This window comes from Cobetia sp. 5-25-4-2 (assembly GCF_013374075.1).
In the GTDB taxonomy this organism is placed as follows: domain Bacteria; phylum Pseudomonadota; class Gammaproteobacteria; order Pseudomonadales; family Halomonadaceae; genus Cobetia; species Cobetia marina.
In genome coordinates this window covers 329890-344224 of the sequence record NZ_BLWK01000001.1, presented here as the reverse complement: position 1 = coordinate 344224, position 14335 = coordinate 329890, and the positions used below count along the sequence as shown (strand labels likewise).

11 protein-coding genes and 1 pseudogene are annotated in these 14335 nt (G+C 64.9%); 1 reads left to right on the top strand and 11 read right to left on the bottom strand.

Features of this window, described 5'->3' with window-relative positions:
* Window positions 1–1812 precede the first annotated feature (1812 nt).
* The 9 genes and pseudogenes from murB to HXS65_RS01485 all read right to left on the bottom strand — a co-directional run bounded on the left by murB (window position 1813) and on the right by HXS65_RS01485 (window position 11384).
* Entirely contained in the window at window positions 1813–2874 is a 1062-nt protein-coding gene (gene murB / locus HXS65_RS01525) for a UDP-N-acetylmuramate dehydrogenase (RefSeq protein ID WP_255304386.1), read from the bottom strand.
* Complete coding sequence (locus HXS65_RS01520; RefSeq protein WP_176492941.1) at window positions 2871–3413, bottom strand: low molecular weight protein-tyrosine-phosphatase; 543 nt, start codon at window positions 3411–3413, stop codon at window positions 2871–2873. Before HXS65_RS01520 ends, murB begins: the two co-directional genes overlap by 4 nt.
* The gene (gene kdsB, locus HXS65_RS01515) at window positions 3406–4212 is read right to left on the bottom strand and encodes a 3-deoxy-manno-octulosonate cytidylyltransferase (RefSeq protein WP_077372058.1); all 807 of its coding nucleotides are present in this window, start codon (window positions 4210–4212) and stop codon (window positions 3406–3408) included. Before kdsB ends, HXS65_RS01520 begins: the two co-directional genes overlap by 8 nt.
* Window positions 4212–4406: a Trm112 family protein gene (locus HXS65_RS01510; protein ID WP_077372055.1), complete on the bottom strand. Its 195-nt coding sequence runs from the start codon at window positions 4404–4406 to the stop codon at window positions 4212–4214. The genes kdsB and HXS65_RS01510 overlap by 1 nt, the downstream gene beginning before the upstream one ends.
* A 52-nt stretch (window positions 4407–4458) precedes the next feature.
* Entirely contained in the window at window positions 4459–5448 is a 990-nt protein-coding gene (lpxK, locus tag HXS65_RS01505) for a tetraacyldisaccharide 4'-kinase (protein ID WP_077372052.1), read from the bottom strand.
* Window positions 5445–7193 (bottom strand): lipid A export permease/ATP-binding protein MsbA, encoded by a 1749-nt coding sequence (msbA, locus tag HXS65_RS01500; RefSeq protein ID WP_254696427.1) that lies wholly within the window; start codon window positions 7191–7193, stop codon window positions 5445–5447. The genes lpxK and msbA overlap by 4 nt, the downstream gene beginning before the upstream one ends.
* Before the next feature lie 28 nt (window positions 7194–7221).
* Window positions 7222–7647 carry a biopolymer transporter ExbD gene (locus HXS65_RS01495; protein WP_176492940.1) on the bottom strand — a complete coding sequence of 142 codons (426 nt, stop codon included), beginning with the start codon at window positions 7645–7647 and terminating at the stop codon, window positions 7222–7224.
* Window positions 7648–7841: 194 nt separating this feature from the next.
* A pseudogene (locus tag HXS65_RS01490) lies at window positions 7842–8426 on the bottom strand (MotA/TolQ/ExbB proton channel family protein); the annotation flags it as partial.
* A 120-nt stretch (window positions 8427–8546) separates the two neighbouring features.
* Entirely contained in the window at window positions 8547–11384 is a 2838-nt protein-coding gene (locus tag HXS65_RS01485; RefSeq protein ID WP_176492939.1) for a ComEC/Rec2 family competence protein, read from the bottom strand.
* 168 nt (window positions 11385–11552) lie between these two features.
* Here HXS65_RS01485 and HXS65_RS01480 point away from each other — a divergent pair, with 168 nt between their 5' ends.
* Complete coding sequence (locus HXS65_RS01480; protein ID WP_176492938.1) at window positions 11553–12134, top strand: DUF2062 domain-containing protein; 582 nt, start codon at window positions 11553–11555, stop codon at window positions 12132–12134.
* Window positions 12135–12239: 105 nt separating this feature from the next.
* Here HXS65_RS01480 and HXS65_RS01475 read toward each other — a convergent pair whose 3' ends face one another.
* Both HXS65_RS01475 and HXS65_RS01470 read right to left on the bottom strand, forming a co-directional pair.
* On the bottom strand, window positions 12240–12962 hold the full coding sequence (locus HXS65_RS01475) for an ABC transporter ATP-binding protein (protein WP_176492937.1): 723 nt from the start codon (window positions 12960–12962) through the stop codon (window positions 12240–12242).
* A gap of 52 nt (window positions 12963–13014) precedes the next feature.
* Window positions 13015–14259: a lipoprotein-releasing ABC transporter permease subunit gene (locus HXS65_RS01470; RefSeq protein WP_077373141.1), complete on the bottom strand. Its 1245-nt coding sequence runs from the start codon at window positions 14257–14259 to the stop codon at window positions 13015–13017.
* Window positions 14260–14335 lie beyond the last annotated feature (76 nt).

Here is a 14335-nt window from a genome sequence, read left to right as displayed (position 1 = left end):
CAAACCGCAGGCAGAAGCGACGGAGAAGACATCCGACGCACAGACGCCTGCCAAGGCGCCGTCCGGCAATGATGCCAAGAGCGATGCCAAGCAGAACGATGCCAAGCAGAACGATGCCAAGCAGAACGAGGCCAAGCAGGACAATGCTGCCAAGCGTGATGACAAGCCGGCGCGCCGTGAGAAGCCTTCCAAGGCGGACAAGGCAGAGCAGGTCAACAGCCATCATGCTCGCGAGTCCATCAAGGCGGCAGAACAGGCCCAGCAGAGCGAGCAGCAGGCAGACGATGTCCAGCAGCCGACGCGCAACAATCCGCGCGCTCGTAGCCGCAGCCATGCACTCAACCCCGACGCCATCGCTCAGCAGCAGTCCCTGAAGGCCATGGCACTGGCCGGCCCGCAGGCGCAGAGCGCTCAGCCAGCTGACGCCGTGCTCGATGACGTCGCCTCGACCGCAGCACCGCAGCAACCGGTTCCCGCTGTTGCCGAGGAAGGTGCCGAAGGCGTGAAGGTCGCGCCTGAGACGGTCGAGAGCAGTGAACCGCAAGCGCAAGCTGTCGTCGCTGACAGCGATGGCGACAAGGCAGCACCTGCCGACACCAGTGCCGACGTCAGCGCCAAGGTGGAGACGGAGGTGACGCCGGCCGTGGCAGTGACCGCTGACAACGCCTCGCCTGATGAGCAGCCGTCGGTCGCCGAGACGCCAGAGGCGCCGGAAATCAGTGCGCCCAGCACGCAAGCCCTGCAACAGGACGTGATGACACGGGATGACTCTGCCGAGGTCAACGACTCCAGCACCGCGTCTGCCACGCCCCATCAGGCTCAGCGCACTGAACAGCACGCCACCCAGCGTACTGAGCAGCATGCACCGCAGCAGGCCAGCGCTCATCAAGCGCAGGCCGAGACGCTGAGCGCAACGACCGATACCGATGCCGACACCTCTGAAACCGTGTCCGATGCCGAGGCCGATGTGGCAGCAACGGACGTCAAGGCGGATGACAGCGCGGTACAGGCGCAGGTCGCGGTGGAGACCGCACCGGAAGCGGCCGTCGACAGCCAGGCGCTGAAGGACAGCGTGATGCCGCAGGAGACGGCGCCCGTGGCCGAGACCAAAGCTTGCGTGGAAGCAGACACCCCCCATCGCACTGAGCACGCCAGCGATGCTGCGCCGACTGCGACAGCAGAAGACGTCAGCGAAGCGGCGACGCAGCCAGAGGCGACAGCTCAGGTAGAAGCGACTCCGGAGGCTGCACCTGCCGAGCACGATGCAGGACAGTCTGAAGCCGCCAAGCCGGAAGTGCAGCAGCCACAGACCCAATCTGCCGCGACCCCGCTGGCGTCGACTCAGGCCGATGCACAGCCTGATGCGTCTCAGGCAGAGGCTGCGCCAGCAGAGCCCGCTCTGGAAGATGTCGAGGCGACCGCCTCCGTGCAGACGGAAACGCCAGCACAGGATGACGACATCGCCGCGGCAGACGCTCAGGCACCTGCAAGCGATGACAAGCAAGATGAGGCAGCCGGGACCGCCAACGCTTCACGTCGCCGCCGTGGTGCTCGCGCCTACAATGACCCGCGCGAAGTTCGTCGTCGTGAGCGTGAGGCCGCCGAGAAAGCGGCCGCCGATGCTCAGGCGACAGAGGGTCAGGCAGAAGTCAGCTCGCAGGACAACGACGACAGCACGACACGTTGAGCCCTGCCCCCTGCCTCACCGGCTTCATCGGTGCAGGCAGGGGATTGACCCGTCACGAAAAAGCCCCGCAGATCACTCTGCGGGGCTTTTTCGTGACGGAATGCCTTCGACAAACCGACCAACCGTCAGGAAGGCGTCGCGGCCATCTCTCCCAGTACGCGCGGTTCCTGCTCCAGCCAGACCCCGAAGCGCGCATGAACGCTCTCACGCACCTCCTGTGCCAGCGCCAGCAGCTCCGAGACCTGCCCGCCCCCAAAGTGAACCAGCACCAGCGCCTGGCGATCATGCACGCCGACATGTCCCCGACGTGCCCCCTTGAGGCCACATTGGTCGATCAGCCAGCCGGCCGCCAATTTCACGCTGCCATCGGCCTGCGGGTAGTGCGGCAAGGTCGGATGATGCGCCAATAGCTCGCGAGCCTCGTCGGCGGCAAGCTGGGGGTTCTTGAAGAAGCTTCCCGCATTGCCGAGCACCGCAGGGTCCGGCAGCTTTTCACTGCGCGTGGCAATCACGGCATTCGCCACGCTCAATGGCGTGATGGCCTGCCCTTGCGGTGTGGCGGCATTGACGCGCTGAGCGAGGTCCCCATAGGCCAGTTGCGGTGTCGCTTCACGCGTCACCACGAACTCCAGGCGAGTGATCAGGACGCGATGCTCAAGCGACCCCTTGAAGAGACTGTCACGGTAGCCGAAGGCGCACTCCTCGCGACTCAGCCAGCGCGTGCTGCCATCCTCCAGCGACATGACTTCCAGTCGCAGCAGATGGTCGGCCAGCTCGACACCATAGGCACCGATGTTCTGGATCGGGGCTGCGCCACAGCAGCCGGGAATCAAGGCCAGATTCTCATAGCCCCACCAGCCAGCTGTCGCCAGCTCCATCACCAGGGCGTGCCAGCGCTTGCCCGCCTCGACACTCACGGTGGCGGTTCTACCATCCGCTGCCGGCGTGATCGTCATGGCCTCGAAGGCCGGGCGCATCACATGGGCATCCAGCCAGGGCAGCAACACCAGATTGCTGCCCCCACCGATCACCACCAGACGCTCATCGGCCGCACGCGAGTCCAGAATCTGGCGACGCGCCTCGGCCACGCTGCGTGGCTCACTGAAGGCACGTGCGGTGGCGGCAAAGCCCAGGGTATTGCAGGCCGTCAGTGATGCTCTCGTCGATGTCTTGTCGGACGCCATCATGAAGGGGTCCGCGTGACAGGTGGCAGGGCATCGATCAATGCCTCACAGGCGATGTCGATCAGGTCCAGCACCTGCTCGAAGGCCTCAGCCCCCCCGGTATAGGGGTCCGGCACTTCGCGACTGCCTCGCGCCAGAGTCGGCAGCGGCGTCGGCAGCAGGTCCAGCAGACGGCCAAGCAGTGCCGGACTGTCCTGGGGTGCCAGACGCCGCGCGTCACTCAGGTTGGCATCATCCATCACCAGGATCAGATCGACGCCATAAAAGTCCTGCACGCACAGCTGGCGGGCGCGCAGGCCACTGATGTCGTACCCACGCTCAGCCGCATGCGCGATGGCACGTGAATCCGGCGGAGCGCCCACATGCCAGTCACTGGTACCACAGCTGTCGACCTCGATGAGCTCATCCAGCCCATGGCGTGCCAGCGCGGCACGCAGTACGCCTTCCGCGCTGGGGGAGCGACAGATATTGCCCAGACAGACCATCAGAATTCGTCTGACCGGCGGTCTGCGCGCCGCTATCCGCTCAAGCAATTCACTCATCACCGGCCTCTTGCGTCAGCCAGTCACGCACGCGCTCGAGATCTTCCTGGGTATCCACACCGGCAGGATGGGAGGTGCAGGCGATGGCGACCTGAATCGCATGACCATGATGCAGTGCGCGCAATTGCTCGAGCTGCTCGAGCTGCTCCAGCGGCGCCGGCAGCCAATCGACATATTCGCTCAGAAAGCTGGCGCGATAGGCGTAGAGACCGATATGGCGCAACCAGGAGTCGGTGGCCAGCACGGTCGGCGGCGTGGTGAAGTGCTCCCGATCCCACGGCAGCGGTGCGCGCGAGAAGTACAGCGCGCGACCACGCAGATCACGCACCACCTTGACCACATTGGGATTGAACAGGCTATCGACACTGGTGATGGGCTCGGCCAGGGTCGCGATGGAAGCCCCCTCGTCTTCCTCGAGACGCAAGGTGACCTGATCGATCAGCGCGGCAGGCAACAGCGGCTCATCTCCTTGCACGTTGACGACCAGCGTCTCGGGAGCCAGTGCCAGCCGCTCGACCACTTCCGCGAGACGATCGGTGCCACTGGGGTGATCGGCACGAGTCATCACGACCTCGGCACCGAAGCCCTCACAGACGGTGCGGATACGCTCGTCGTCCGTGGCGATCACCACACGGCTTGCCTGACTGGCACAGGCATTGCGCCAGACATGCTCGATCATCGGCCGACCATGGATGTCCGCCAACGGCTTGCCGGGCAGGCGCGAGGAGTTGAAGCGAGCCGGAATCACCACCACGGCGCCACGACCTGTCACATCACTGCTGTGCGCCACATCGCTCATCAGCCGCGACTCCCCTTGAGCTTCTCGTCGGCATCCATCACGCGCGCTTCTTCTTCCAGCATGACGGGGATGCCGTCACGCACGGGATAGGCCAGCCCATCATAGAAGCACTTGAGCTCGGCATTCGCCGCATCATAGGTCAGCTTGGCCTGACAAAGCGGGCAGACCAGCAGCGCGAGCAATTCCTTGTCCATCGAGACATCTCCGGGATAACAGCTAATAAGAAAGAAACAATCGGTCAGTCGCTCACAGCGCCTCGAGGCGGTTGGCAAGCCAATCCACCAGCGCCTGATCCGGCCGTGCCTCGACATCCAGTGCCCAGCAACGCTCGTTGGCGAAGCGGCGACACTTCACGGCATCCTTGGCCGTCATCACCACCGGCAGGTTGTCGGAAAAACGCAGATCCGTCGGCGTGAAGCGATGATGGTCCGCCAGGGGATGGGGCTGATGCTCCACCCCCAGATTGGTCAAGGTACGGAAGAAACGCTGGGGATTGCCGATACCGGCCAGTGCATGCACCGAGCCACTGAATGGCTGATGAGTGGCGGGATAACGCACATCATCGATCAGATGGCGCCAATGGACCGGCGTCAGCGTCATGCAATGTGATTCCACCGGCAGGCGGGTGCAGTCGATCACCCCATTGGAGATCACGGCATCGACACTCGCCAGCCGTGACAGCGGCTCCCGCAGGGGGCCCGCCGGCAGGCACCGCTGATTGCCGAAGGCGCGCTCGCCATCCACCACCACCAGCTCGATGTCGCGCCCCAGCGCATGGTGCTGCAAGCCGTCATCGGAGAGCAGGATGTCGCACCCCGCCGCGATCAGACGACGCGCGGCACTGGGACGGTCCGGGTCCACCGCCACCGGCAGGCCGGTCTGCTGAGCCAGCATCACCGGCTCATCACCGGCGTGCTGCGGGTCCGTATCGGCCTGGACATACAGCGGGTAACGCGGCGCGTGGCCACCATAGCCCCGTGAGATGATGCCCGGGCGCCAGCCCTGCTCGCTCAACCAACGGCCGAGCCAGGCCACCAGCGGCGACTTGCCGGTTCCACCGACGGTGATGTTGCCGATCACGATCACCGGCACCGGCGCCTTCCAGACCTCACGCTTGCCAGTGAGATAGGCCTCACGTCGGCGTGCCACCACCCCTTTATAGACATGCTCCAGCGGACGTAACAGATGGAGCCAGGCGGCGCCCCGATACCAGGCGTCTACCAGTCGTTCACTCATGCGTCAGCCGTCTCCCGGAACTGGATGCGATGCAGGGCGGCGTAGGCCCCTTCCTGAGCGATCAACGCTTCATGCGTACCGTCTTCGATGATCTCGCCGTCATCCATCACCAGGATGCGATCCGCCTTCTCGATGGTGGACAGCCTGTGCGCGATGACGAAGGTGGTACGGCCCTGACAGACTTCCTCCAGCGCCCGCTGGATATAGCGTTCCGACTCGGTGTCCAGCGCCGAGGTGGCCTCGTCCAGCACCAGAATCGGCGAATCCTTGTAGATGGCACGCGCGATGGCGATGCGCTGACGCTGCCCTCCCGAGAGCATGATGCCGTTGTCACCGACGATGGTGTCATAGCCCTGACTCATGCGTTCGATGAACTCGTGGGCATAGGCGGCGCGCGCCGCCTCCTCGACCCGCTGGACATCCGCTTCCCCGGTGCCGTAGGCGATATTGGCGGTGAGGTTGGCATTGAACAGCGTCACGTTCTGGGAGACCAGCGCGATCTGCTGGCGCATCGGGCGCAGCTTGTAGTCCTCGATGGCCACGTCGTCGATCAGGATGCGGCCCGTGGTAGGCGAGTAGAACCGTGGCAGCAGGCTCATCAGCGTCGACTTGCCGGAACCTGAGCGCCCGACGATGGCCACCATCTGCCCGGCCTCCACTTCCAGATCGATGCCCTTGAGCACATCCGGCTGATTGTCGGCGTAGCGGAAGTGGACGTTGTCGAAGCGCACCCGACCCGCCAGGCGACCGTCCGGAACCACGTTGCCGTTGTCGGGCTCCGCGGGCATGTCGAGCAGCCCGAACAGCTCCTCGGATGCCGCCATGCCCTTCTGGATCTCGCCGTTGACCTCGGTCAGCTGACGCACCGGCTTGGCCATCATCGAGGCCGCGGTGATGAAGCCGACGAATTCACCCGCCGACATGCCAGCCATCAATTCCGGCGCCATCGCCAGCCACACCAGGGTCGCCAGTGCCACGGCGATCAACAGCTGGATCACCGGCGTGGCGGTGGCCTTGGTCAACGCCTCCTTCATCTTCTGCTCGCGGTTGTACTCACTGACCGCAGCGAAGCGCGCCTTCTCGTAATCTTCCGCACCGTGGGTGCGGACCACCCGATGCCCGGACAGCGCCTCGGATGCCACATGGGTGACCTCCCCCATCGAGCCCTGGATACGCTTGGAGAGCTTGCGGAAGCGCTTGCTGGCATAGCTGACCACCCAGCCGATCAGCGGCGTGACCGCGATGAATACCAGCGTGAGTTTCCAGTTGGTCCAGAACAGATAGCTCAGCAGACCCAGCACGAAGAAGCCTTCGCGCATGATGATGGTCAATGCCTTGGTGGCGGCGCCGGTGATCTGCTCCACGTGATAGGTCACGCGGGTGATCAGGTGACCGGTGGAGTTCTCGTCGAAGTAACGTCCCGGCAGATGCAGCATGTGGTTGAACACGGTGGTACGCAGGGTATGCACCACATTGCGTGCCACGTCGCTCATGCAGTAGGTCCCCAGGAAGGTCCCCACACCGCGTATCGCGAACATGCCGATCACGAACAACGGCAGGAACAATCTGAACTGGGCGTCAGGATTCTGAATGCCATCGATCAGGCGCTTCATCATCTCGGCCAGCGCCGTGCTCGAGGCACCATAGATGACGTAACCCAGCACGGCAGCCAAGAACATCTTCCAGTACGGACGGACATAGCCGAGCAGGCGGCGGTAATGAATCCAGGTGGAGTCGCGACTCACGGGGTCTCCATAGACTTGAGCGGCGCCCTCATGGGGCATCCGGTGGTGATGTATCGGTCCCGGTGCGCGTACTGATGCGCACTCGGGTAATGCCCACTTCGGCGGCAGCGTCCAACGCTTTCACCACCTTCGCATGTGGCGTACGGCCATCGGCTTCGAGGATCAACCCGAAGCGATCAGCCTGGTCCCTGTGTCGTGCAAGCGCAGCCCCCAATGCTGACTCGGTGAGCGAGGTGTCACCGAGCGTGAAATCTCCCTTGGCGCCGATGGTCATGATCAGCGGCGCCTGCTCCACGGCGCTGGCCTGACTGGATTGCGGCAGAATCAGGTCCAGGGCGCGTCGACTGTCAAACGTGGTCGAGACCATGAAGAAGATCAGCAGCAGAAAGACCACGTCGATCAGCGGCGTAAGATTGACCTCGACCGATTCACGCTGGCGGCGAGGAAACCTCATGACGGCCTCCCGGGCCCCACGCCTCGATCAGCGAGCGTGTCGGAGCCCGAGAGCGGATCATCCTCGTCCCGACGCATGTAGGCCGGCAGGTCTTCCGGCAGACTCTCCCTCGGCGCTGGCCCGTTGCGCTGGCCCGCGCGACGATCGAAGCCGTCATGACTCTCGGCCAGCCCCAGCTCCCCCTGATGGTGCGAGATGTACTCCACCACCTGCCCCGCCTGCTCTTCCATGGTCACGGTGATGTCTTCCACGCGACGCTGGAAGTAGCGATGGAACATCAGCGCCGGAATCGCGACCGTCAGACCCGCCGCCGTGGTGACAAGCGCCTGGGAAATCCCGCCGGCCAGCTCCTGGGCACGCTCGGCGGACCCGGCGTCCACGATCACGGCGAAGACATCGATCATGCCGACCACCGTGCCCAGAAGGCCCAGCAGCGGGGTGATGGCCGCGATGGTCCCCAGGGGGCTCAGGAAGCGCTCCATGTCGTGGATTACCGCAACGGCCGATTCCTGAATGCGCGCACGCACCTGTTCATTGCCCAGGCGCGCATTGCGAAGCCCTGCCGCCAGCACCCCCCCAAGGGGCGAATGACTCTCCAACCAGTAGACATTGACCTGTCCCTGACTGATCAGTTCACACACCTGCTGTCCCAGACCGCGCGGCGCGATACGGCGCGTGCGCAACGTCCACAGACGTTCGAGGATGATGGCCAGTGCCACGACCGAACATCCCAGGATCGGGAGCATCAGCAGCCCCCCTGCGTACAAGGCTTCCAACATGTGACCTCTCCCTTGGTCTTGATGGTGCACCGTCAACGGCGCCGATCATTGTTGTCGTCATCAGGCCTGCGCGACCGCGTCCCTGGCACGCTGACAGGCAGACATTCGCCATGCCCCTGATCAATCAACGGATTTTACCCCAAGGCACTGCGTATCGATACCGGCAGCACCCCGCGCGGGAATGAGGCGCTCCGCGTCAGGGGACCACTCCCAGCGCAGCGCTCCCTCCAGGCCACTGTGCCAGACACATTGCGCATGCCGCATCAGGCGTTCGACCACCTCGTCATGCGGATGACCATGCGGATTGTAGCGTCCGGCACTGATGATCGCGTGGCGCGGTGACAGACGCGCGAGCCAGGATTCCCCACTGCTGCTGCGACTGCCATGGTGCGCGACGACCAGCAATGGCAGCGGGCTTCCCGCCAGCCGACGCGAGAGCAGCTCCACCAGCTGGCGCTCCTCCTGCACCCCGATATCGCCACTCAGCAACGCCAGCGGACGCTCACCCCACGCGATCAGAACCACACAGGAGTGGGCATTGTCACGCCGCACCTTCCACCCGGGCGGCGGCCACAGCATCTCCAGTTTCACGGGGCGGTCGGCGAGATGGCCGAGCGTGATGCGCCGCCCTGCCTCACAGGACGCGGTCGGCACGTCCTTCAGCCAGCCCACCTGACGGTCAAGACGGCCTCTCTGTCCCTCAGGCACCCACAACTGCGCGATCTGCTCCGCTCGCAGCGCCGCCAGTCCGCCTGCATGATCGCCATCACCATGACTGATGATGACGCCCCAGGGCGCCTCGGCTGCCGTCAGCAGCTCCCCCATGCGCGGCGGCCCGAAGGCAGCACCGGGGCCGAGATCATAGAGCCAATGACGAGGAAGATCCTCCATCGTCTCAGGTGACAGCACGCGCCCCGCTACCCTGAGCGATATCGCCAGCCCCTGTCCGACGTCATGGACGGTCACGACCAACGGGGCCGCTCGCGAATCGGCAAGCCATTCGCTGTCGCGCCCTATGCGTCCTTCGCCGGCGTGGGCGCTGGACGGCCATGGCGCAGGCGGCCACAGCAGCAAGGCAAGCCCCGTCCCCCACAGCATCGCCAGGGCGGTGCACAGCCCTCTGACACGGCGCTCCAACCCCGGCACTCCACTTGCCAGCCACAGGCCGCCCAGTACCATCATCGCCATCGCTGCTGCCATGTCAGCGGACAGGGTGTCCGTCGCTGTCCGTGCGGGCCAGAGGCCATGGCGCTGCGTGACGGTCCCGAGCCACGCCATGCCATGATCCACTCGCTCGGCGAGCCACTGCCACAGCGCCCCGCTCATTCCCGCCCCTTCCGACAGCCGCAAACCCATCGCGTCCAGCAGGGAGTCGATGCCAGCCAGCCCCCAGCCCAGCATCCCCAACGGCACGACCAGGAGGGTCGCGAGCGGGGCAATGACTAGATTCATCGGCATGGCAAGCCATGACAGCTGACCACGCCCGACCAGCAGAGCGACCCCCATCACCAGCGTCAACACCCATTGGCTGCGCAGCGTGGCGCGACACCAGCCCAGCGCACCGCGGGGACGCTCACACCCCTGCCAGGCCAGCAGCAGCGCTGCCACGGCAAGGAACGAATACCAGGTGCCGGGTCGCCACAAGGCCAGCGGATCAAGGCCGATCACCAGCGACAACGCCAACATCCATATCTGCCAGACGCCCAGGCCGCTGCGCCCGCTGGCCATCCACAACCCAACACTTGTCATCAGCGCCGCTCGCAGCGCCGGCGGCGCCAGCCCTGCCAGTATCGCGAAACTCCAGGCCGCCAGACACGCCAGCCACCAGGGAGCGACGCTGAAACGCCAGTCGGCAGGACGAAGACGGCGCAGGACGCCAAAGCTCACCACTAGCACCAGGCTTGCCATCAGCCCGACATGCAGCCCTGACACCACGGCGAGGTGCGTCAACCCGGTGGCATTCAAGGACTCCCAGTCATCGCGAGTCAGCGCCGAGGCACGCCCCAGCGTCAGCGCCGCCAGCCAGCGGCAGGGCGAATGCGCCCATTGGATGTCATCGCTCCGCCCTCCACAGCCCTGCCAGAGCCGCTGCTCGGCCGCCAGGCGCAACGCTGCCACCCCGCGGGGTGGTGCCAGTCGCTGCGCTCGGGCGGGGTCTCGCACGTACCCCGTCGCCACGATCCCCTCGCGCCACCACCAGCTGACCCGATCAAAACTCTGCAGCGCGTCCGGGTTGCTGGCAGCATGCGGCGGCACCAGTCTGGCGATCAGCCGCCACCGCTCCCCTGCTTGCCAGGGAACGAGAAGAGGCGAAGCTGATGATTCAGAGGCGGTACGCCGCGGCCAGTAGCGCCGCAATTGCACCCGCTGGCCCTCGAGACGACGACAGGCCAGCTCACGCCCAGCGCTCGTCATGCCGGATGCGTTCACCCTGGGGGGCTTGAGCGCCTCACCTTGCTCTCCGCCTGCTTCGCCGTCAGCGCCCGAGGCTCGACAGGCTTCCACCCTGAAGACCAGACGCACCGACTTCCCCGGGGCCGGGAGCGAACGGCTGGCCTGCTCGATGCGCCCCTCCAGCCAGATATCCTCGCGCGCCAGTGCTTCGGCAAGCATGAGTGGCTGATGCGCCAGCCCGAGCAGCAGCCCGCCCCACAGAGCAATCCCCAGCCGCAAAACTGCCGGGCGTCGCGCGAAGGCGAGCATCACCAGCAGGCTGAGCACCAGAGATGGCAGCAACAGGCTGTCTGCCATCCCGCTCAAGACATCCCCTGCGCTTTCGGGTGCGCCATCCGGCATGCGTCCCTGCCAATCGGCCGTCCACTCCCCCTGTCGCGACAGCCACACCCCGGCCACCAGACCGGCGAGCCACTGGATCAGAGCCCCCGGTGTCAGCCAGGACCCGCGAAACCGCGTGGCGTCGTTCGCGCCCACGGGCAGCTTTTCAGACGAATCTTTCAAGGAGGCAGATACCGCTCTTCATCAGGCATGACGGGGACTGGCCTGCGTTCAGCATCATTTCAAGCACACAGGATTGCACGATGCGGGCCGCTTAACTGAGCTCACAGCATGGCAGTCCCGGGGACATGTATGGATAATGGCCGGCGTTGAATGCCAAATGGCCAAGCCATGCCTCGTCGTCTACTCAAGCGGTTCATGCCGGAACCGGATGCCCTCAGGCGCAAGAAATCCCTGCGCTTCATGCATCACCTGATCGCCGACCCCGCGTTGTGGGCGTTGTCGCGTCGAACCGTTGCCAATGCGTGCATGGTGGGCTTCTTCTGTGCCTTGCTGCCGATCCCCTTCCAGATGGTGGTGGCCGCCTTCGGCGCCTGGGCGTTGCGCTGCAACCTTGCGCTCTCGGTAGGTCTGGTGTGGATCACCAACCCGTTGACCATGCCCGTGGTCTACTACGCGACCTATCGCGTGGGCGCCTGGATGCTCGATACGCCTGCCCGGGTGATGCCGGACCAGGTCTCCGCGGCCTGGTTCGCCAACCAGCTGGAAGATATCCTGCCGGCACTTGCGCTGGGCTCGCTGGTCAGCGCGGTGGTGGTCGCCTTGCTCGCCAACGTGCTGGTCCGGCTGCTGTGGCGTTATCAGGTCGTGCGCAGCTGGCGCAGTCGCCGCAAGGCGCGTCTGGCCGCCAGGCGTTGCACCAGGGCGCAGCGGTCCGACCAGAACGCTGCCCCGGATACCGACAAGTCCTGAAGGCTGACGACGCCGCCCATGAAAAAGCCCCGCCATCTCTCGATGGCGGGGCTTTTGGCTTTCTGGCATGGCGTGAGGCAGACATCCGCCACTCAGCGGTGAAGCTCAGTCCTCGTGCAGCTTGCCGCCATCCAGGCGCAGCACACGGTGCTGGTGCGCGGCCAGCCCATTGTCGTGGGTCACGATGATGAAGGCGGCCTGCGCTTCCCGAGCGACGTCGTCCATCAGCTCCAGAATGCGCGCCGCCGTGGTCTGATCCAGGTTGCCGGTCGGTTCATCCATCAGCACCAGGCTCGGGTCCGTCACCAGCGCTCGCGCGATGGCGACACGCTGACGTTCTCCCCCGGACAGCTCGCCCGGCTTGTGATCGGCGCGCGGCGCCATGCCGACACGCTCCAGCAGCTTGCGCGCCTTGACGGCGGCCTCGGCACGCTTGTGGCCCCGGATGATCAACGGCATCGCCACATTCTCTTCGGCGCTGAATTCCGCCAGCAGATGATGGAACTGATAGACGAAGCCGATGTGCTGATTGCGGAAGCTGCCAAGCGCCGACTCACTGAGCTCGGACAGGCGCTGGCCGGCCACCTTCACGATGCCCTGACTGGGATGATCCAGCCCGCCGAGCAGATTGAGCAGCGTGGTCTTGCCGGAGCCGGAGCTGCCGACGACGGCGACCCGTTCGCCGGCGTGCACACGCAGCTCCAGTTCGTCCAGAACCTGCACCTTCTGCGGGCCTTCGTCGTAGCTGCGACTCAGGCGCTCACAGATCAACATCGGCTTGCCGTGAGCCAGGTCAGTCGCACGGGTGTCAGAAGCCGGGGTCGGCATGGCGGAGTCTCCAGCAGCAGAGCGGGATGATGCATCGGTCGATGTCGGTAGATCATTCATAGCGCAGCACCTCGGCCGGCTGGATGCGGGAAGCGCGCCAGGCCGGATAGAGTGTCGACAGGAAGCTCAGCACCAGCGCGGAGCCGATGATGACACCCATGTCGGACAGTTCGAGACGGGATGGCAGATAGCTGATGAAGTAGACGTTGGGATCCAGGAACTGGATACCGAAGGTCGACTGCACCCAGGCGATGATGTCGGAGACGCTCAATGCCAATGCCACCCCGGCGATGGCGCCGATGATGATCCCCATCACGCCGATGGTCAGCCCCTGGACGATGAAGATGCCCATGATGCTGCCGGGCTTGGCCCCGAGGGTGCGCAGGATGGCGATGTCGGCGTGCTTGTCGGTCACCATCATCACCAGCGTCGAGACGATGTTGAAGGCTGCCACGGCGACGATCACCATCAGCAGCAGGCCGATCATGTTCTTCTCCATCTGGATGGCGGCGAACAGGTTGCCGTGGGTACGCTTCCAGTCCATGCCGCGATACTGCGGCCCCAGCTGGCTGATGATGTCACGGGTGACGGCATCGGCACTGAACAGGTCATCGAGTTTCAGGCGTACGCCCTGCACCTCGCCTTCCTTGAAGCGTGCCAGCTTGGCCATGTCCGAGATGTCGGTGTAGGCGAGACTGGCATCCACGTCCGCGCCGACCTTGAAGATGCCGGTCACCGTGAAGCGCTTGAGGCGCGGGAAGATGCCCCCGGGCGTGATGGAGGCCTCGGGCACCAGCAGCGTGACGCGATCCCCGACGCCGACCCCGAGATTGCGTGCCAGCAGCTCCCCCATCACGATGCCCCAGCTGCCCGGCGTGAGGTCTGCCAGACTTCCTTGCACCATGTGCTCACTGATGATCGAGACCTGGTCCTCCGCGGACGGATCGATACCGGTGACCAGCGCGCCCTTGTTGCGACCATTGGTGGTGAACATGCCCTGCTGCTCGATGTAGGGAGCGGCACCGACGACATGCGGCTTCTCGCGCAACATGCCGGCGAGCGTCTCCCAGTCGGTGACGCTGTCGCGCGCCTCGACCCGCACATGCGGCACCATGCCCAGTACGCGGGTACGCAATTCGTGGTCGAAGCCGTTCATGACGGACAGCACCAGAATCAGTACGGCCACGCCCAACGACAGGCCGAGCATCGAGGTCAGGGAAATGAAGGAAATGAAATGGTTACGGCGCTTGGCGCGGGTATAGCGCAGGCCGATCAGAAAGGGTAGGCGATCCAGCAGCATCGAAGTCGATTCCTTGGGTCAGGGTCGCGGGCCATGATACGCATTCCGCAGGCTCGGCGCATGGGGCCACAAT

What these genes read in the sequence shown, in the direction of transcription:
- HXS65_RS01475 (WP_176492937.1), bottom strand. Translation starts at nt 12,962, where the DNA reads ATGCCGACCCCGGCTTCTGACACCCGTGCGACTGACCTGGCTCACGGC.
- HXS65_RS01520 (WP_176492941.1), bottom strand. Translation starts at nt 3,413, where the DNA reads ATGAGTGAATTGCTTGAGCGGATAGCGGCGCGCAGACCGCCGGTCAGA.
- kdsB (WP_077372058.1), bottom strand. Translation starts at nt 4,212, where the DNA reads ATGAGCGATGTGGCGCACAGCAGTGATGTGACAGGTCGTGGCGCCGTG.
- murB (WP_255304386.1), bottom strand. Translation starts at nt 2,874, where the DNA reads ATGATGGCGTCCGACAAGACATCGACGAGAGCATCACTGACGGCCTGC.
- lpxK (WP_077372052.1), bottom strand. Translation starts at nt 5,448, where the DNA reads ATGAGTGAACGACTGGTAGACGCCTGGTATCGGGGCGCCGCCTGGCTC.
- HXS65_RS01480 (WP_176492938.1), top strand. Translation starts at nt 11,553, where the DNA reads ATGCCTCGTCGTCTACTCAAGCGGTTCATGCCGGAACCGGATGCCCTC.
- HXS65_RS01510 (WP_077372055.1), bottom strand. Translation starts at nt 4,406, where the DNA reads ATGGACAAGGAATTGCTCGCGCTGCTGGTCTGCCCGCTTTGTCAGGCC.
- HXS65_RS01495 (WP_176492940.1), bottom strand. Translation starts at nt 7,647, where the DNA reads ATGAGGTTTCCTCGCCGCCAGCGTGAATCGGTCGAGGTCAATCTTACG.